General features: G+C 68.7%; 16 protein-coding genes. 12 read left to right on the forward strand and 4 right to left on the reverse strand.

Features of this window, described 5'->3' with window-relative positions:
- The first annotated feature begins 152 nt into the window (after positions 1-152).
- The 3 genes from BFF94_RS18950 (at position 153) to tldD (ending at position 6,794) form a co-directional block, all read left to right on the forward strand.
- Positions 153-4,352, forward strand: coding sequence for a YhdP family phospholipid transporter (locus tag BFF94_RS18950; protein WP_219139659.1), 4,200 nt, complete (start codon positions 153-155; stop codon positions 4,350-4,352).
- Between the two features lie 62 nt (positions 4,353-4,414).
- The gene (locus tag BFF94_RS18955) at positions 4,415-5,242 is read left to right on the forward strand and encodes a carbon-nitrogen hydrolase family protein (protein ID WP_128842326.1); all 828 of its coding nucleotides are present in this window, start codon (positions 4,415-4,417) and stop codon (positions 5,240-5,242) included.
- Positions 5,243-5,327: 85 nt separating this feature from the next.
- Positions 5,328-6,794 carry a metalloprotease TldD gene (gene tldD, locus BFF94_RS18960; protein ID WP_219139660.1) on the forward strand — a complete coding sequence of 489 codons (1,467 nt, stop codon included), beginning with the start codon at positions 5,328-5,330 and terminating at the stop codon, positions 6,792-6,794.
- A 110-nt stretch (positions 6,795-6,904) separates the two neighbouring features.
- Here tldD and BFF94_RS18965 read toward each other — a convergent pair whose 3' ends face one another.
- Entirely contained in the window at positions 6,905-7,240 is a 336-nt protein-coding gene (locus tag BFF94_RS18965; protein WP_219139661.1) for a hypothetical protein, read from the reverse strand.
- Here BFF94_RS18965 and aroG point away from each other — a divergent pair.
- The 3 genes from aroG to BFF94_RS18980 all read left to right on the forward strand — a co-directional run bounded on the left by aroG (position 7,239) and on the right by BFF94_RS18980 (position 9,091).
- Positions 7,239-8,312 (forward strand): 3-deoxy-7-phosphoheptulonate synthase AroG, encoded by a 1,074-nt coding sequence (gene aroG, locus BFF94_RS18970; RefSeq protein WP_128842322.1) that lies wholly within the window; start codon positions 7,239-7,241, stop codon positions 8,310-8,312. The two genes, BFF94_RS18965 and aroG, sit on opposite strands and share 2 nt — an antisense overlap.
- A gap of 123 nt (positions 8,313-8,435) precedes the next feature.
- On the forward strand, positions 8,436-8,705 hold the full coding sequence (locus BFF94_RS18975; protein ID WP_128842320.1) for a type II toxin-antitoxin system Phd/YefM family antitoxin: 270 nt from the start codon (positions 8,436-8,438) through the stop codon (positions 8,703-8,705).
- Positions 8,702-9,091: a type II toxin-antitoxin system VapC family toxin gene (locus BFF94_RS18980; protein WP_128842319.1), complete on the forward strand. Its 390-nt coding sequence runs from the start codon at positions 8,702-8,704 to the stop codon at positions 9,089-9,091. Before BFF94_RS18975 ends, BFF94_RS18980 begins: the two co-directional genes overlap by 4 nt.
- Positions 9,092-9,169: 78 nt before the next feature.
- Here BFF94_RS18980 and hmpA read toward each other — a convergent pair whose 3' ends face one another.
- Together hmpA and BFF94_RS18990 are read right to left on the reverse strand one after the other, a co-directional pair.
- On the reverse strand, positions 9,170-10,378 hold the full coding sequence (gene hmpA, locus BFF94_RS18985; protein ID WP_128842317.1) for an NO-inducible flavohemoprotein: 1,209 nt from the start codon (positions 10,376-10,378) through the stop codon (positions 9,170-9,172).
- A gap of 96 nt (positions 10,379-10,474) precedes the next feature.
- A complete protein-coding gene (locus BFF94_RS18990) occupies positions 10,475-11,026 on the reverse strand; it encodes a cob(I)yrinic acid a,c-diamide adenosyltransferase (RefSeq protein ID WP_128842315.1) in 552 nt (183 codons plus the stop codon).
- A gap of 137 nt (positions 11,027-11,163) precedes the next feature.
- Here BFF94_RS18990 and BFF94_RS18995 point away from each other — a divergent pair, with 137 nt between their 5' ends.
- The 6 genes from BFF94_RS18995 (at position 11,164) to proC (ending at position 18,272) form a co-directional block, all read left to right on the forward strand.
- Positions 11,164-12,573, forward strand: a complete 1,410-nt coding sequence (locus BFF94_RS18995; protein ID WP_219139662.1) for an FAD-binding oxidoreductase — start codon at positions 11,164-11,166, stop codon at positions 12,571-12,573.
- 38 nt (positions 12,574-12,611) lie between these two features.
- Positions 12,612-14,105 (forward strand): FAD-linked oxidase C-terminal domain-containing protein, encoded by a 1,494-nt coding sequence (locus BFF94_RS19000; RefSeq protein ID WP_219139663.1) that lies wholly within the window; start codon positions 12,612-12,614, stop codon positions 14,103-14,105.
- Between the two features lie 141 nt (positions 14,106-14,246).
- Positions 14,247-15,335 carry a glycolate oxidase subunit GlcE gene (gene glcE, locus BFF94_RS19005; protein WP_128841279.1) on the forward strand — a complete coding sequence of 363 codons (1,089 nt, stop codon included), beginning with the start codon at positions 14,247-14,249 and terminating at the stop codon, positions 15,333-15,335.
- Between the two features lie 2 nt (positions 15,336-15,337).
- Complete coding sequence (glcF, locus tag BFF94_RS19010; protein ID WP_128841278.1) at positions 15,338-16,564, forward strand: glycolate oxidase subunit GlcF; 1,227 nt, start codon at positions 15,338-15,340, stop codon at positions 16,562-16,564.
- Between the two features lie 137 nt (positions 16,565-16,701).
- Complete coding sequence (locus tag BFF94_RS19015) at positions 16,702-17,400, forward strand: YggS family pyridoxal phosphate-dependent enzyme (RefSeq protein WP_219139711.1); 699 nt, start codon at positions 16,702-16,704, stop codon at positions 17,398-17,400.
- Positions 17,401-17,459: 59 nt separating this feature from the next.
- A complete protein-coding gene (gene proC, locus BFF94_RS19020) occupies positions 17,460-18,272 on the forward strand; it encodes a pyrroline-5-carboxylate reductase (RefSeq protein WP_219139664.1) in 813 nt (270 codons plus the stop codon).
- Between the two features lie 97 nt (positions 18,273-18,369).
- Here proC and ubiA read toward each other — a convergent pair whose 3' ends face one another.
- Positions 18,370-19,233 carry a 4-hydroxybenzoate octaprenyltransferase gene (gene ubiA, locus BFF94_RS19025; RefSeq protein WP_128841276.1) on the reverse strand — a complete coding sequence of 288 codons (864 nt, stop codon included), beginning with the start codon at positions 19,231-19,233 and terminating at the stop codon, positions 18,370-18,372.
- Positions 19,234-19,428: the final 195 nt, after the last annotated feature.

The following is a 19,428-nucleotide window of genomic DNA, read 5'->3' on the forward strand; positions in this document are numbered from 1 at the left end:
TCGGCGCGGTTTTGCGGGACGCGCGTGCGTCCGTCGCGAAACCGCGCGCCGGAAAGCCCGTGCCGCGCTGCCGCAACGGCCGCCGGCACGAACCCGTGTGATACATTTCAACGTCAATCTGCAAAATTACCATATTGCCGCCCGTCCGCCGCATGTCCGACCGTCAGGAATCCGCCGTAGCTGCGCCCGAAGCGGGACCTCCGAAGCACGATCATCCGGTCCTGCGCCGCGTGTTCAGGGTGACGCTGGCAGTCGGGATCGGCACGTACTTCGTCGCGTCCGGCGCATTCCTCGGGCTGCGCTATGTGCTGCTGCCCCGCATCGACGAATTCCGCCCGCGCATCGAGCGCCTCGTGTCCGACAAGCTCCATACGCAGCTTTCGATCGGCAAGCTTTCCCCGAACTGGTCCGGCATGCAGCCGGGCGTCGAAGTCACGAACCTGACGATCCGCGGCCATGACGGCAAGGTCGCGCTGTCGGTGCCGCATGCGACGGCCGCGCTGTCGTGGATGTCGCTGCTGCGGCTGTCGCCCGTGCTGTCGAGCCTGATCGTCGACCAGCCCGACCTCGTGGTCGCGCGGGCGGCCGACGGCTCGCTGAGCGTCGCGGGCGTCGGCGTGGCGACCACCCACGGCGGCAACGACACGTTCGGCACGTGGCTGCTGAAGCAGGAGGCGATCGTGCTGCGCGGCGGCACGCTGCGCTGGCGCGACGCGCAGCACGACGCGCCGGAACTCGCGCTGTCGGGCATCCGGCTCGCGGTGCTCAACGCCGGCCGCGTGCACAAGGTCGCGCTGCAGGCGCCCGCGAGCGGCACGCTGCTGCTCGGCCCGCTCGATTTCCGTGCGCGCTTCCGGCACAAGGCGCTCGCCCCGATCGGCAAGCCGTCGAACTGGACGGGCGACGCCTACCTGTCGACGGGTCCGGTCGACCTGCAGACCCTCACGCGCTACCTCGACGTGCCGCTCACGATCCACGCGGGCCGCATCGACAACGCGATCTGGGCAACCTTCAGCGACGGCCACCTGCGCTCGGCGGGCGGCGACCTGCAGGGCGCCGACGTCGTGCTGCGCGTGCGCCCGACGCAGCCGCGGCTCGACGTGCCGACGGTCGGCTTCGGCTGGGACATGGTGCTCGATGCGGGCCACGACTACACGCTGCACCTGACGGGCTTCAACGCGGAGCTCGGCCAGCCGCCGCTGCCGGACGGCACGCCGCTCGCCCGCTCGCTCGCGCTGTCGACTCTCACGGCCCGCTACCGCGTGCCGACCGCCAGCCAGGGGCAGTTGATCAGCGTCGTCGGCGACCGCGTCGATCTGGGCATCCTCAGCGAGTTCATCCGCGGGCTGCCGCTGCCGGCGCGCCTGCGCAACGAGCTGATCAAGATCGACCCGCGCGGCATGGTGTCGAACTATCACATCGAGGTCGAGCGCGCGAAACCCGCACGGGCCGAGCTCGCCGACGAGGAGCGGCGCACGGGCGCCGCGCCGATCGTCCGCTACCGCTTCCTCGGCGACCTGCAGGGCATCAGCTTCGCCGCGCAGGAGCCGCCGCCCGGCCTGTCGCCTCGCGGCCACCCGCGCGCCGGCTGGCCGGGCATCGAGAACCTGTGGGGTCGCGTCGATGCGACCGAGACGGGCGGCACCGCGCATTTCGACACGGTCAACGCGGCCGTCACGGTACCCGGCGAATTCGACGAGCCGCGCCTGACGTTCGACCGGCTGCGCGGCAACGCCAAATGGGCGATCACGCCCGTGCCCGGCGACAAGCACGCGCGCGTCGATGTGACGCTGCCCGACCTGCTCGTCTCGAACCCCGATGCCGAAATCGCGGTGTCGGGCTCGTACACGAACCCCGGCCACGGCCGCGGCTCGCTCGACCTGCGCGCCGATTTCGCACGCGCCTCGGTGGCGCGCATTCCGCGCTACCTGCCGACCGGGATGTCCGAGCACCTGCGCGACTATCTCGGCCACGCGCTGCAGGACGGCAAGGTGACCAAGGGCGCGTCGATCGTCGCCCGCGGCCCGCTCGAGAAATTCCCGTTCGAACACGAGCCGGACGCCGGTGTGTTCCATATCGTCGCGCCGTTCACCGGCGGCCGCTTCGAGCCGACGCCGTACCCGCCGCGCAAGCTCGCGAACGGCACACCGAGCGTCTGGCCGGCGCTCGACGGGATCGACGGCGTGCTCGAGCTCGCGCAGAACAAGCTGCGCTTCGACATCGAGCGCGCGCACTACAAGCGCGTCGCGCTGACGAAGGTCGTGGGCCGCATCGACGATCTCGGCAATCCGACCCACTCGCCGCTCATCATCGACGGCCATGCGCAGGGCCCGCTCGCCGACCTGATCGACTACGCGGACAACAGCTCGCTCGGCACGATGAGCGGGCATATCGGCCAGCGGATCGATGCGCAGGGGCCCGCGTCGCTCGCGCTCAAGATCACGATTCCGCAGCACGTCGCGCATCCGCATACGCACGTCGAAGGCGCGCTCGCGTTCGGCGGCAACACGCTGTCGACCAGCGGCGTGCCGCCGCTGTCCGCGCTGCGCGGCAGCGTCCGGTTCACCGAGGCCGGTGCGTCGCTGCACGACCTGTCGGGGCGTTTCCTCGGCGGCCCGGTACACGCGAACGGCAACTTCCAGTCGCACGGCCCGTACACGGTGGACGTCGACGGCCGGCTCGCGCTCGACGCCGCGCGCGGCCTGAACCTGCACGGCGCGGCCGCCGCGCTGCTCGAGCACGTGGTCGGCGACGCACCGTACAAGGTCGCCGTGCGCGGTGCGCCGGGCCGCCTGCCCGACATCAGCGCGCATTCCGACCTGACGGGCGTCGCGCTGAACTTCCCGGCGCCGTTCGCGAAGCCGGCCGGCACGCCGATGCCGTTCAGCTTCACGCTGCAGCCGGCGCCGCAGGCGGACGGCAAGCGCCTCGAGCACGCCGACCTGACGCTCGGCCCCGTGTCCGCGACCTACCTGCTCGACGCGACGCGCGGCCAGCCGCTGCGTGCGGTGCGCGGCGCGATGGGCATTCACCGGATGCCCGACATGCCGCAGGACGGCGTGAGCGCCGCCGTCGACGTCGACGAGCTGGACGCCGACGCGTGGCTCGCGCTCGCCCACACGCTGCAGCCCGACACGCCGCGCGCGCCGGAACCGCAGGCCGCGCCGCGCGTCGATTTCGCGAGCTTCGCGCCGAAGCGCTTCGCGTTCCATTTCGGCACGCTGAAGCTGCTCAAGCGCAATTGGGAGAACGTGATCGTCGGCGCGTCGCACGTCGACGAGCTCTGGCAGGCGAACATCGCTTCGAACCAGGTGTCGGGCTACCTGTCGTGGGCGCCGGGCGGCGGCCACAACGGCGCGGGCGTGCTGAACGCGCGGCTCGCGAAGCTCGTGATCCCGGACAGCGCGCAGCACGACCTCGTCGGCCGCGCGATGAACCTGCCGACGCCGACCGACCGCCCGATGCCGTCGGTCGACCTGATCGTCGACCAGGTCGTCGCGCGCGACCACGACATCGGCCGCCTCGTCGTCAATGCGCGCAACATCGACGAGGACGGCACGCCCGTGTGGCAGCTCGACAAGCTGGAACTGTCGAACCCGGCCGCGAAGCTGACGGCGACCGGCAACTGGCGCACGTCGCGCCGCGCGCTCGCCCGCGGCGCCGACGAAACCGATGCACCGCGCCGCACCGTGTTCGACTTCAAGCTCGACATCGACAACGCCGGTGCATTGCTCGACCGCGTCGGCCTGCCGCGCACGCTCGCGGGCGGTCACGGTTCGGTCACGGGCAAGGTCGGCTGGCGCGGCGGCCCGACCGCGCTCGACTTCCCGTCGCTCGGCGGCCAGGTCGCGCTCGACCTCGAGCACGGGCAGATCCTGAAGGTCGATCCCGGCGCGGCGAAACTCCTCGGCGTGCTGAGCCTGCAGAGCCTCGCGCGTTTCCTGACGCTGAATTTCCGCGACGTGGTCGGCAAGGGGCTGCCGTTCGACAAGATCACGGGTACCGGCCGGATCTCGAACGGGATCGCGCGCACCGACGACTTCTCGATGACGACGGCGCCCGCGAACGTGACGGTGCGCGGCGCGGTCGACCTCGGCGCCGAGACGCAGGACCTGCGCGCGCACGTCGCGCCGAAGATCGGCGCCGGCACGGCGGCGATCGCGGCGGCGATCATCAATCCGCTGCTCGGCGTCGGCGTGCTGGCCGCGAACTACGCGCTGTCGGAGACGCTGTCGCACGCGTTCGCGCTCGACTACGCGATCACCGGCTCGTGGGCGCACCCGCACATCGAGCGGGTGCGGGGCGATCAGGGTAAGATGAATCACGGTCCGGCCGATGCGGCGGACCATTGAACCGCGTGTCGAACGCGCACGGTGCCGGGCCGCACCCCATTTATGACGCAACCGATCCCGCGATGACCGACCACACCCGTTCCGCCACACCCTTTCGGGTCGCCGCGCTGCAGATGGTGAGCGCGCCGGATGTCGAGCACAACCTCGCCGAAGCCCGCCGCCTGATCGCGGAAGCGGCCGGCGAAGGCGCGCAGCTCGTGCTGCTGCCCGAGTATTTCTGCTTCATGGGCCACCGCGACACCGACAAGCTCGCGCTCGCCGAACCCTACCAGGACGGCCCGATCCAGCGCTTCCTCGCGGACGCCGCGCGCCGCCACGGCATCTGGGTGATCGGCGGCACGCTGCCGCTGAAGGCACCGGAGCCCGATCGCGTGCTGAACACGACGCTCGTGTTCGATCCGTCCGGCAACGAGGCCGCCCGCTACGACAAGATCCACCTGTTCAACTTCGAGAAAGGCGACGAGTCGTTCGACGAGGCACGCACGATCCGTCCCGGCGACGCGGTCGTCGCGTTCGACGCGCCGTTCGGGCGGGTCGGCCTGTCGGTCTGTTACGATCTCCGCTTTCCGGAGCTGTATCGCAGGATGGGCGACTGCGCGCTGATCGTCGTACCGTCGGCGTTTACGTATACGACGGGCCGCGCGCACTGGGAAACGCTGCTGCGCGCGCGGGCCGTCGAGAACCAGTGCTACGTGCTCGCGGCCGCCCAGGGCGGCAAGCACGGGAACGGCCGGCGCACCTGGGGCCACAGCATGCTGATCGACCCGTGGGGCGAGATCGTCGCGGTTCGCGATGAAGGTGCAAGCGTCGTGCTCGGCGCGATCGATCCGCAACGCATCGCCGACGTGCGCCAGAGCCTCCCCGCGTGGCGGCATCGCGTGCTGACCTGAATCCGCTTCACCGCTTGAAACGCCGCGCGGCCAACCCATCTGCCCAGAAGCACCCGACAACTTTTTGAGAAACCCCGATATCCGCATGAACATCATCGAACCCGGCATCCGCAACCTCGCGCTGGCGAAGGACATCCTGCTCACGCCGTACGGCCTCGACGAAAGCCTGCTCACGCGCACGATCGCCGACATCTTCACGCATCGCGTCGACTACGCGGACCTGTACTTCCAGGCGACCCGCAGCGAAGCGTGGAGCCTCGAGGAAGGCATCGTCAAGTCGGGCAGCTTCAGCATCGACCAGGGCGTCGGCGTGCGCGCGGTCGCGGGCGACCGCACCGCGTTCGCGTACTCGGACGACCTGTCGCCCGAGGCAATCGCGCAGGCGGCCGCGGCCACCAAGGCGATCGCGGCGGCCGGCGGCGGCCGGCAGAAGATCAAGGCGGCAACGTCGCTGAAAGGCATCTCGGGTCGCAACCTGTACCTGCCGTCCGATCCGCTCACGTCGCTCGACGCGACGGCCAAGGTCAAGCTGCTCGAGCGCATCGAGAAAATGGCGCGCGGGCGCGACCCGCGCGTCACGCAGGTGATGGCGGGCCTCGCCGGCGAATACGACGTCGTGCTCGTCGCGCGCAGCGACGGCGCCCTGGCGGCCGACATCCGCCCGCTCGTGCGCGTGTCGGTCACGGTGATCGCCGAGCAGAACGGCCGCCGCGAGATCGGCTCCGGCGGCGGCGGCGGCCGCTTCGACTACGGCTACTTCACCGATGAAATCCTGTCGAGCTACGTCGACGACGCCGTGCACGCGGCGCTCGTCAACCTCGACGCACGCCCCGCGCCGGCCGGCGCGATGACGGTCGTGCTCGGGCCGGGCTGGCCGGGCGTGCTGCTGCACGAGGCGATCGGCCACGGCCTCGAAGGCGACTTCAACCGCAAGGGCTCGTCGGCCTTCGCGGGCCGGATCGGCGAGCAGGTCGCGGCCAAGGGCGTGACCGTCGTCGACGACGGCACGCTGCCGAACCGCCGCGGGTCGCTGAACATCGACGACGAAGGCAACCCGACGCAGTGCACGACGCTGATCGAGGACGGCATCCTGAAGGGCTACATCCAGGACACGCTGAACGCGCGCCTGATGAAGATGCCGGTCACGGGCAACGCGCGGCGCGAGTCGTATGCGGCGCTGCCGATGCCGCGCATGACGAACACGTACATGCTGAACGGCGACAAGGATCCGCAAGAAATCATCGCGTCGGTGAAGAACGGCCTGTACGCGGTGAACTTCGGCGGCGGCCAGGTCGACATCACGAACGGCAAGTTCGTGTTCTCGGCGTCCGAGGCGTACATGATCGAGAACGGCAAGATCACCTACCCGGTGAAGGGCGCGACGCTGATCGGCAGCGGCCCCGAATCGCTGAAGTACGTGAGCATGATCGGCAACGACATGTCGCTCGACACCGGTGTCGGCGTATGCGGCAAGGAAGGCCAGAGCGTGCCGGTCGGCGTCGGCCAGCCGACCCTGCGGATCGACAAGATGACGGTCGGCGGTACGGCATAACCGCATCGCGGCGCAGGCAATCCGCGCATTTTGAAGAAAGCGCGCGGATTATCCGCATTTTCGACGTTTCCCGGTTGCCAGCCGCGCGGCGACGGGGTATAAATTCCGAATCAACTTTTTTGACGAACCGAATCCCCGTCATGTCCGCCAAGTTTTATTTTTACTTTTTTTGGTATCTCAGACCGCTGGCGGATCGAGAGGGTTGATGGCGCGTAAAGCGCAACCGAAATTCCCGAAAAAACCGCCGGCGAACCCGGCGGTTTTTTTTCGCCCTTCGCCACCCGGTCGCCGCCGAGCGGTCCCGCGGCCCCGACCGACATCACTGAATCGCTTGAATTGACGAATCTGCCGCACGCGAAGTAATTGGTCGGCGCCCACAACAGCTTTGCATGGGACCGGAGTAACTGCTGAAGCACTAACTCCGGTCGACAAAGGAGAAACAGCATGCCCCCGCACAACACCGACGACGTCCGCATTCGCGAACTCAAGGAACTGACGCCGCCCGCCCACCTGATCCGCGAATTCGCGTGCTCCGAAGCCGCGTCCGAGCTGATCTACAACTCGCGCCAGTCGATGCACCGCATCCTGCACGGGATGGACGACCGGCTGATCGTCGTGGTCGGGCCGTGCTCGATCCACGACACGAAGGCGGCGATCGAATACGCGGGCCGGCTGGTGAAGGAGCGCGAGCGCTTCAAGGGCGAACTGGAAATCGTGATGCGCGTGTACTTCGAGAAGCCGCGCACGACGGTCGGCTGGAAGGGGCTGATCAACGATCCGCACCTCGACAACAGCTTCAAGATCAACGAAGGGCTGCGCACCGCGCGCGAGCTGCTGCTGCAGATCAACGAGCTGGGGCTGCCGGCCGCGACCGAATACCTCGACATGATCAGCCCGCAGTACATCGCCGACCTGATCTCGTGGGGCGCGATCGGCGCGCGCACGACCGAATCGCAGGTGCACCGCGAGCTCGCGTCGGGGCTGTCGTGCCCGGTCGGCTTCAAGAACGGCACCGACGGCAACGTGAAGATCGCGGTCGACGCGATCAAGGCCGCGTCGCAGCCGCACCATTTCCTGTCGGTGACGAAGGGCGGCCATTCGGCGATCGTGTCGACGGCCGGCAACGAGGACTGCCACGTGATCCTGCGCGGCGGCAAGGCGCCGAACTACGACGCGGAAAGCGTGAACGCGGCCTGCGCGGACATCGGCAAGGCCGGCCTCGCCGCGCGCCTGATGATCGACGCGAGCCACGCGAACAGCTCGAAGAAGCACGAGAACCAGATTCCCGTGTGCGCGGACATCGGCCGCCAGATCGCGGCCGGCGACGAGCGCATCGTCGGCGTGATGATCGAGTCGCACCTCGTCGAGGGCCGCCAGGACCTGAAGGAAGGCTGCCCGCTGACCTACGGCCAGAGCATCACCGACGCGTGCATCGCGTGGGACGACAGCGTGAAGGTGCTCGAAGGCCTCGCGGAATCGGTCAAGGCGCGCCGCGTCGCGCGCGGCAGCGGGAACTGACGGACGCAAACGGGCTGAACCGCCATGGCCCGCCTGCCGGCGGGTTGGCCATGCGGTCAGCCTGCGGCCGTCATTTCACTCTGCTAGACTAGCTAACATCATCTAGCTAATCAGGGAGCGGCCATGCCGACCGTCAACATGCACGATGCCAAGTCGCGGCTCTCAAGCCTCGTCGAAGCGATTGAATTGGGGCGCGAGTCCGAAGTCGTGATCGCCCGCAATGGCCATCCCGTTGCCCGAATCGTTCCTTACGCGGCGCCGAAGCGGATCGGCGCCGCCCGTCAATTGCTTGCCGGGCTGAACATCCCGACAACCGTCGAGACATTCAATGCCGGCGACGAATCGATCGCTTCCGACTTTGATGCCAGCTCGGAACGGGGACTCGCACCATGAAGCTGCTGCTCGATACGCACATCGCACTATGGGCGGCCGAAGGCGCGCCGCAACTTTCGGCGACTGCGGTCGCGTTGATCGAGCACCCCGAGAACACGCTGTACGTCAGCGCCGCGTCCATCTGGGAAATCGCGATCAAATATCGCAAAGGCAATCTGCCCGTCCATCCGCGCGATGCACGTTCGGCGTTCCGGCTCGCAGGCTTTGCGGAGTTGCCGATCAGCAGCGATCACGTTGAGGGAGTCGCCGCGCTGCCGGATTTTCCGGATCATGCCGATCCGTTCGACCGCGTGATGGTCGCGCAGGCACTCCATGAAGGCATGCCGCTCGTCAGCGCCGATCCGAAAGTATGGCGCTATCACGCCACGCTGATGCTGCGTGCCTGACATCGTCATGCACGCGACAAAATCGAAGCCCGGCTCGCGCCGGGCTTTTTTACTGGCCGGAGACCGTCCGTTCGCGCATCACTCGAGCGCGCCCGAACCGAAGATCTCGGTATTGATGCGTTCCGGCGCGACACCCAGCGCGACCAGCGCGTCGCGCTGCGCCTTCATGAACGCGATCGGGCCGCAGATGTAGTAGTCCGCGTCCGGCACCAGCGCGTATTGCTGCACGCGCTCCGGCGTGAGACGCCCTTCGAGGTCGTGGTCGATGCCGACGCGATCGTTCGGGCCGACCCGTTCGTACAACACCGTGCGCTTGACGTTCGCGTGCTCGCGCACCGTATCGTTCAACCAGTCGCGGAACGCGTGCACCGTGCCCAGGCGGCATGCATGGACGAAGCGCACATGGCGCGCGCTGCCTTGCGCAACCAGCGTCGACGCCATCGACACCATCGGCGTCAGGCCGACGCCGCCCGAAATCAGCACGACCGGCGTATCGACGCCGCGCTTCAACGAGAATTCGCCCATCGGCGCGGTCACCTCGACGATCGCGCCCTCCTCCACGCCGTCATGCATCTGCGTCGACACCTTGCCGGCCGGGATCGCTTCCGGCTTGCCGGCCTCGCGCTTCACCGAGATGCGCAGCCACTTGCCGTGCGGCGCGTCGGACAGGCTGTACTGGCGCGGCTGGTCGACGCCGAGATCGCCCACGAAGCGCTTCACCGTGACGTACTGACCCGGCTCGAACGTCGGCGCCGTGCCGCCGTCGGCCGGGCTCAGGTAGAACGACGTGATCTCGTCGCTTTCGCGCACCTTGCGTACCACCTTGAACGGACGGAACCCGCTCCACGCGGCGCCGGCGTACAGGTCGGCCTCGGCGCCGATCAGGATCTGCGCGAGCTGGCCGTACGCGACGCGCCATGCCTCGAGCGTCTCCGCATCGACCGCGTCGCCGAGCACCTCGACGATCGACGCGAGCAGGTTCTCGCCGACGATCGGGTAATGCTCGGGGCGGATATTCAGGCTCGCGTGCTTGTGCGCGATGTGCGACACCGCACCGCCGAGCGCGCCGAGATTGTCGATGTTCGCCGCATACGCGTAGACCGCCTTCGCGAGCGTTTCCGGCTGGCTGCCGCTCTTCTGGTGCGTCTGGTTGAACAGGTTTTTCAGCTCCGGATGGCGCACGAACATGCGCTGGTAGAAATGCTTCGTGATCGTCGCGCCGTGCACGGCGAGGACGGGGGCCGTGGCCTTCACACGGGCCATCTGGTCAGCGGTGATGTGGGTCATGTTCGTTCTCCGTTAAACATGCACATACAATACATGTTTAACGGAGAACGCCCTCCCGGACAAATTGTCGCAGTGCGCATAGCCATGACGCGCCAGCTAGCGGACGCGGCCGCGCTCCCACAGCACGTCCGCCCCGCCGTCGGTGCGGTTCAGCACGCGCGCCAGCACGAACAGCAGGTCCGACAGCCGGTTCACGTACCGTCGCGGCGCATCATTGAGCGTCTCGTTGCGCCCGAGCGCGACGATCGAGCGCTCCGCGCGGCGGCACACGGTCCGGCACACGTGCGCGAGCGACGCGGCGCGCGAGCCGGCCGGCAGGATGAACTCCTTCAGCGGCGGCAGCGTCGCGTTGTAGTCGGCGAGCCACCGGTCAAGACGCGCGAGGTGCGTGTCGTCGAGCACCGTATGGCCGGGAATGCACAGCTCGCCACCGAGATCGAACAGGTCGTGCTGGATCGTGACGAGCGCCGTGCGGACATCGTCCGGCAACGTCTCGGCGAGCAGCACGCCGAGGGTCGAATTCAGTTCGTCGACGTCGCCGATCGCCGCGATTCGCGCGTCGTCCTTGCCGATGCGCCGTCCGTCGCCGAGGCCGGTGGTGCCGTCGTCGCCCGTGCGGGTGGCGATCTTGCTCAAGCGGTGGCCCATGCGAGTGTCCTCTCGTGCGTGGCCGCGACGCGGCCCGGTTGTGTTGGAACGCGATTATCGCAGCCCGCGGCGGCGGGCGCAGCGGGCGTTACGGCGTAGAATGGACCGAAAGTTTGACAAGCAGTCAGGAGACATTCGTGAATCACCCCGCCTCGCCGGCCGCCACGCGCCGCCCGCTGCCCCCCGCCATGCTCGATGCGCTGCGCGCCGCCTTCGGCGAGCGCGTATCGACCGCCGACGCGGTCCGCGCCCACCACGGCCGCGACGAATCACCGTTCGATCCGCAACTGCCCGACGCCGTCGTGTTCGCGCACAGCGCCGACGACGTGCGCGAAGCCGTGTCGCTGTGCTCGCTCTATAGCGTACCGCTGATCCCGTACGGCGCCGGCTCGTCGCTCGAAGGCCACCTGCTTGCGGTGCGCGGCGGCGTATCGCTCGACCTGTCGGAAATGAACCGCGTGCTGTCGATCAACGCCGAAGACCTGACCGTGACGGTCGAGCCGGGCATCACGCGCAAGGCACTCAACGAAGCGCTGCGCGACACCGGCCTGTTCTTCCCGATCGACCCGGGCGCCGACGCCAGCATCGGCGGGATGACCGCGACCCGCGCGTCGGGCACCAACGCCGTGCGCTACGGCACGATGCGCGAGAACGTGCTCGGCCTGACCGCCGTGCTCGCCGACGGCCGCGTGGTGAAAACAGGCTCGCGCGCCCGCAAGTCGTCGGCCGGCTACGACCTCACGCGCCTGTTCGTCGGCTCCGAAGGCACCCTCGGCGTGATCACCGAGATCACGCTGCGCCTGCATCCGCTGCCCGAAGCCGTGTCGGCCGCGATCTGCACGTTCCCGACGATGGGCGACGCCGTGCGCGCCGTGATCGAAACAATCCAGATCGGCGTGCCGATCGCGCGCGTCGAATTCGTCGATGCGCTCGCCGTACGCTCGATCAACCGCCACTCGAACCTGACGCTCACCGAAGCGCCGACGCTGTTCTTCGAATTCCACGGCACCGAGGCCGGCGTGAAGGAACAGGCCGAACTCGTGCAGGCGCTCGCCGGCCAGAACAACGGCCAGGGCTTCGAATGGGCGACCCGCCCCGAGGACCGCAGCCGGCTCTGGGCCGCGCGCCACAACGCGTACTTCGCGATGCTGCAGCTGAAACCCGGCTGCCGCGCGGTCACGACCGACGTGTGCGTACCGATCTCGCAGCTCGCCGCGTGCGTCGAGGAAACCGAGGTCGACCTGCGCGCGTCGTCGCTGCCCTGCCCGATCGTCGGCCACGTCGGCGACGGCAATTTCCACGTCGCGATCCTGATCGACCCCGACAAGCCCGAGGAACTCGCCGAAGCCGAGCACATCAACGACCGGATCGTCGAGCGCGCGCTGCGCCTCGGCGGCACCTGCACGGGCGAGCACGGCGTAGGGCTGCACAAGATGCGCTTCCTGCCGAAGGAGCACGGCGACAACGCGATCGATACGATGCGCGCGATCAAGCTCGCGCTCGATCCGCGCAACCTGATGAATCCGGGCAAGATTTTCACGTGTTGACACGGCGGCGCGACGCCGCGCCTCCCGCAGGAGACCCCATGAACGCTCCCGTCGAACTGTCGAGTGCGGCACGCGCGCAGCGCCAGCGCGAAGTCGTGCAGGCGCTGATGGCCGTGCTGCCGACGCACTGCCTGCTGTACCGCGACGAAGACACGGCGCCGTACGAATGCGACGGCTTGTCCGCGTACCGCCGCCTGCCGCTCGCGGTCGCGCTGCCCGAAACGGAATCGCAGGTGCAGCGGATCGTGCAGATCTGCCGCCGCATGGAAGTGCCGATCGTGCCGCGCGGCGCGGGCACGAGCCTGTCGGGCGGCGCGCTGCCGATCTCGCTCGGCGTCGTGCTGTCGCTTGCGCGCTTCACGCGCATCGTCGAAGTCGACCCGTACGCGCGCACCGCGACCGTGCAGCCCGGCGTACGCAACCTCTCGATTTCGGAAGCCGCCGCGCCGTACGGGCTGTATTACGCACCCGATCCGTCGTCGCAGATCGCCTGCACGATCGGCGGCAACGTCGCGGAAAATTCCGGCGGCGTCCACTGCCTGAAATACGGGCTGACCGTGCACAACGTGATGCGCGTGCGCGCGGTGACGATCGACGGCGAGATCGTCGAGTTCGGCTCGCTCGCGCTCGACATGCCGGGCCTCGACCTGCTCGCCGTGATGATCGGCAGCGAAGGGATGTTCGCGATCGTCACCGAGGTCACGGTGCGGCTGATCCCGAAGCCGCAGACCGCGCAACTCGTGATGGCGAGCTTCGACGATGTCGTCAAGGGCGGCGAGGCCGTCGCGGCGATCATCGCGTCGGGGATCATCCCGGCCGGGCTCGAGATGATGGACAAGCCGGCCACGCAGGCCGTCGAGGCGTTCACGCACGCGGGCTACGACCTCGACGCAAAGGCGATCCTGCTGTGCGAATCGGACGGCACGCCGGAAGAAGTCGCGGAAGAGATCGTGCGGATGACGGCCGTGCTGCGCGAACACGGCGCGACACGTATCCAGGTGTCGCGCAACGAACACGAGCGGCTGCGCCTCTGGTCGGGCCGCAAGAACGCATTTCCGGCCGCCGGCCGCATTTCCGCCGACTATTACTGCATGGACGGCACCGTGCCGCGCCGTGCGATCGGCCCGCTGCTCGCCCGCATCGAGCAGCTCGAAACCCGCTACGGGCTGCGTTGCATCAACGTGTTCCATGCGGGCGACGGCAACATGCATCCGCTGATCCTCTACAACGCGAACGATCCGGACGAGCTGCACCGCGCCGAGCAGTTCGGCGCGGAAATCCTCGAATGCTGCGTGGAATTCGGCGGCAGCGTGACGGGCGAGCACGGCGTCGGCATCGAAAAGCTCAATTCGATGTGCGTCCAGTTCTCGCCGCAGGAGCGCGATGCCTTCTTCGCGGTCAAGCGCGCGTTCGATCCGGCGGGGCTGCTGAACCCGGACAAGGGCATCCCGACCCGCGCGCGCTGCGCCGAGTACGGTCGCCAGCACGTGCGCGGCGGGCTGCTGCCGCACCCCGACCTGCCGCGCTTCTGAGCGGCGCGCACGGAGCGCGGGCCCGTTTGAGCGGCGGTACGGGCATGTGGTCTGCAATGCGGGGCTTAGGGATAGTCGCGATGTGGATTCGCGCCACCCCGGTACAATCGACCGAACAACAAGTCGAGGCAGCAACAGAACATGGAAGAGGACGACATCGTCGCCGGATGGGCCGAGCGTGTCCGCGCAGCCAGCGCCGACGGCCGGCCGCTGCGGATTCGCGGCGGCGGCACCAAGGACTGGTACGGCCAGGCGCTCGAGGGTGAAATCCTCGACACGCGCGCGTTTCAGGGCATCGTGTCGTACGACCCGGCCGAACTCGTCGTCACAGTCCGCGCGGGCACGCCGCTCGCGCAGCTTGAAACCGTCCTCACCGAGTGCGGCCAGATGCTGCCGTTCGAGCCGCCGCACTTCGGCCGCGCGGCCACCGTCGGCGGCTGCATCGCGACGGGCCTCGCGGGCCCGCGCCGCGCAACCTGCGGCGCGCCGCGGGATTTCATGCTCGGCGTCACGCTGATGAACGGCCGCGGCGAAATGCTGCGCTTCGGCGGGCAGGTCGTGAAAAACGTCGCGGGCTACGACGTGTCGCGGCTGATGGCCGGTGCGCTCGGCACGCTCGGGCTGATGCTCGACCTGTCGATCAAGGTGCTGCCGATGCCCGTCGCCGAAGTCACGCTGAAGTTCGAGATGACCGCGACCGACGCGGTGCGCAAGCTCAACGAATGGGGCGGCCATCCGCTGCCCGTCAGCGCGAGCGCATGGCGCAACGGCACGCTCGTGCTGCGCCTGTCGGGCGCCGAAGCGGCCGTGAAATCCGCGAAGGTGCTGCTCGGCGGCGAGGTCGTCGACGCGGTCGAGGCCGAGCGCTTCTGGGCCGGCCTGCGCGAGCATACCGACCCGTTCTTCAACGGCATCCCGCCCGGCTATGCCCTGTGGCGCCTCGCGCTGCCGTCGATCACCGAACCGATGCACCTGCCCGGCACCCAGCTGATGGAATGGGGCGGCGCGCAGCGCTGGTGGATCACCGACGCCGATGCGCAGACCGTGCGCATGAGCGCGAAGCAGGCCGGCGGCCACGCGACGCTGTTCCGCGCGGGCGACGCCTACGACCGCAGCGCGGGCGTCTTCACGCCGCTCCCCGCACCGATGATGAAAATTCACCGCGGGCTGAAGGCCGCGTTCGATCCCGCGCGCATCTTCAATCGCGGCCGGCTCTACCCCGATCTCTGACGATGCAAACGAACCTGGCCGATTTCATTCGCAACACGCCCGACGGCGACGAGGCCGACGCGATCCTGCGCAAGTGCGTGCACTGCGGGTTCTGCACCGCGACCTGCCCGACCTACCAGTTGCTCGGCGATGAACTCGACGGCCCGCGCGGGCGCATCTACCTGATCAAGCAGATGGTGGAAGGCGCAACCGTCACGCGCAGCACGCAGCAGCACCTAGACCGCTGCCTCACGTGCCGCAGTTGCGAGACGACCTGCCCGTCGGGCGTCCAGTACGGCCGGCTGGTCGAGATCGGCCGCAAGCACGTCGAAGCGCAGGTACAGCGCCCGTTGCAGCAGCGTCTCTTGCGCCGCCTGCTGGCAAGCCTCGTGCCGAACGCCGCGCTGTTCTCGCCGGTGATGCGGCTCGGCCAGCACGTGCGGCCGCTGCTGCCGAAGCGGCTGCGCGACAAGGTGCCGCCGCGCACGCGGCTGCTCGAATGGCCGCACCGCACGCATACGCGCAAGATGCTGATGCTCGGCGGCTGCGTGCAGCCGTCGATGCTGCCGAACATCAACATCGCGACCGCGCGCGTGCTCGACGCGCTCGGCATCGAGACGGTCGTCGCGCCCGATGCGGGCTGCTGCGGCGCGATCCGCCTGCACCTGAACTATCACGACGAAGCGCTCGACGACGCGCGCCGCAACATCGACGCGTGGTGGCCCCATGTGGAACAGGGCGTCGAGACGATCGTGATGAATGCGTCGGGCTGCGGCGCGACGGTGCTCGAATACGCGCACCTGCTGCGCGACGATCCGGCCTACGCGGAGAAGGCGCAGCGCATCGTCTCGCTGACGCGCGATATCTCCGACGTGCTGCTCGCGTTCGAGGCCGAACTCGCGACGCTCGCGCGGCGCCGCGCGATCCATACGGTCGCGTACCACCCGCCGTGCACGCTGCAGCACGGCCAGCAGTCGCGCGGCAAGGTCGAACGCCTGCTCGAGACGCTCGGCATCGACGTGCGGCTGCCGGCCGACAGCCATCTGTGCTGCGGCTCGGCCGGCACGTATTCGCTGACGCAGCCGTCGCTGTCGTACCGGTTGCGCAAGCAGAAACTACTGAAGCTGCAGGCGCTCGAGCCGCAGATGATCGTCTCCGGCAACATCGGCTGCATCGCGCACCTGCAGAGCGGCACGCAGATTCCGGTCACCCACTGGATCCAGCTCGTCGAGCATTTGCTGTACGGCTAGGGCCTGTTCACGCTAATAACGGGCTTGCGCTGGCCCTAGGCCTCGCGCGCGGCGTCCGTATAATGGGCGGATCGATGCGCCGCGTGCCGCGGCGCATTCGCTTCATGCCTGCTTCCGTGCCTGTCCTCGTGCCCGTCATGTCCGATCTCGCCGCCCGTCTCGAATCCGTTCATCGCCGCATCGCCGACGCCGCCCGCGCGGCCGGCCGCGATCCCGCCGCCGTGTCGCTGCTCGCCGTCTCGAAGACGTTTCCCGCCGCCGACGTACGCGCCGCGCATGCGGCCGGGCAGCGCGCATTCGGCGAAAACTACGTGCAGGAATCGATCGACAAGATCGACGCGCTCGCCGACCTGCGCGCGGGCCTCGAATGGCATTTCATCGGGCCGCTGCAATCGAACAAGACGCGCCCGGTTGCCGAGCGCTTCGACTGGGTTCATTCGGTCGACCGGCTGAAGATCGCGCAGCGCCTGTCGGAACAACGCCCCGCGCACCTGCCGCCGCTCAACGTGTGCGTGCAGGTGAACATCAGCGGCGAGGCGTCGAAGAGCGGCGTTGCGCCGGCCGACGTGGCCGAAGTCGCACGCGCGGTCGCCGCGCTGCCGTCGCTGCGGCTGCGCGGCCTGATGGCGATTCCCGAACCGGCCGGCGACACCGAAGCGCAACGCGTGCCGCATCGCGCGCTGCGCGCGCTGTTCGACGCATTGCGCGGCGGCGGCCTGCCGCTCGATACGTTGTCGATGGGCATGTCCGCCGATCTCGACGCGGCCGTGCTCGAAGGCGCGACGATCGTGCGCGTCGGCACCGCGATCTTCGGCGCGCGCGATTACTCGCACTGAACGCCGCGCCCTTTCCGCCTTTCCGTTCATTCAATCGCTCACTCGCTCAATCACACATCATGAAAATCGCATTCATCGGCGGCGGCAACATGGCCGCGGCCCTGATCGGCGGCCTGATCAAGCGCGGCGTCGCCGCTGACGGCCTGTATGCCATCGACGTCAACGAAGACGTCCGCGCGCGCGCCGCGCAGCAATTCGGCGTGCGCACCGGCGCGACGATCGACGCGACGCTCGCCGATTACGACGCGGTCGTGCTCGCGGTGAAGCCGCAAGTGCTGAAGGACGTCGCGCAGGCGCTCGCGCCGCACCTGAAGTCGCAGCTCGTGATCAGCATCGCGGCCGGCATCCGCGGCACGGACCTCGCGCGCTGGCTCGGCGACTACGCGCGCGTCGTGCGCACGATGCCGAACACGCCCGCGCTCGTCGGCATGGGCGTGACGGGCCTCGCCGCGCTGCCGGGCGTCGACGCGGCGGGCCGCGAACTCGCGTCGAACGTGCTCGGCGCGGTCGGCGAGATCGTGTGGTTCGACGACGAGTCGAAACTCGACGCCGTCACGGCCATCTCCGGCAGCGGCCCCGCGTACGTGTTCTACTTCATCGAAGCGTTGCAGGAAGCCGCGCGCCAACTCGGCATGAACGACGAACAGGGCCGCGCGCTCGCGGTCGCGACGTTCACGGGCGCCGCGCAACTCGCCGCGCAATCGGGCGAGCCGGCCAGCGTGCTGCGCGAACGCGTGACGTCGAAGGGCGGCACGACGGCCGCCGCGCTCGCGTCGTTCGACGCGCAGGGCGTGAAGGCAGCGATCGTGCGCGGCGCACTCGCCGCCGAAGCGCGCGCGAAGGAAATGGGCGACGAGCTGGGTCGCGCGTAAGCACGCCCGCGGTGCCGGCTTCCCAGGCACCGGACGAAAAAAAAGCGACCGCCAGGTCGCTTTTTCATTGGCACCGCGCGCCGGCGCGCGGCTTCGTTCAGTTGCCGGCCAGCAGGTAATGCGCGGCGATCCCGGCGAACAGCACGCCGCCGAGCCAGTTGTTGTGCCGGAACGCCGCGAAGCACGGCATCCGTTCGCGGTCCTTGATCAGCGTGTAGTGATACAGCGCGCAGCCGACCGCCGCCGCCCAGCCGGCCCAGTACGCGAGGCCGAAGCCGAGCGTCACGCCGATCCACACGTAGATGCCGAGCGTCGCCGCATAGCACGCCATCACGGCCGCGACGTCGAAGCGGCCGAACGTCAGCGCGGACGTGCGGATGCCGATCTTGATGTCGTCGTCGCGATCGACCATCGCGTATTCGGTGTCATACGCGACCGACCAGAAAATGTTCGCGGCCAGCATCACCCATGCGAGCGTCGGCACCGTGTCCTGCACGGCCGCGAACGCCATCGGGATGCCGAAGCCGAACGCGATGCCGAGATACGCCTGCGGAATCGCGAAGAAGCGCTTCATGAACGGGTACGAACCCGCGACGAACAGCGCGACGACGGACAGCTGCTTCGTCAGCGTGTTCAGCGGCAGGATCAGCAGGAACGAGATGAACGCGAGCCCGACCGCGATCGCGACGGCTTCCCATGCGCGGATCTTGCCTGACGTCAGCGGCCGGTCGGCGGTGCGCTTCACATGGCGGTCGAAATCCCGGTCGGCATAGTCGTTCATCGCGCAGCCGGCCGAGCGCATCAGCAGCGTGCCGAGCGAAAAGATCACGAGCAGCGGCCAGCGCGGATGGCCGTCCGACGCGATCCACAGCGCGTTGAGCGTCGGCCACAGCAGCAGCAGGCTGCCGATCGGCTTGTCCATCCGGACGAGCCGCAGGTACAGGGGAAAGCGGGCAAGCATGGCGAAGCACCGGGAAGATAATCCCTGCATTTTAGAGCCGAGCGGTGCTTCGCGTCATGTCGGTGCGGCCCCCGGCCGGCGGCCGCCGGATGCCGACGGGCCGCCGGGGCCCGCCGCACGTGGCCGCGCCGCGAATTGCGCCAATCAAGGGACAGATTCGACACCGCCCCTGCTCAGGCCCGCCGGCGCACCCTC

This window comes from Burkholderia catarinensis, from assembly GCF_001883705.2.
GTDB lineage: Bacteria > Pseudomonadota > Gammaproteobacteria > Burkholderiales > Burkholderiaceae > Burkholderia > Burkholderia catarinensis.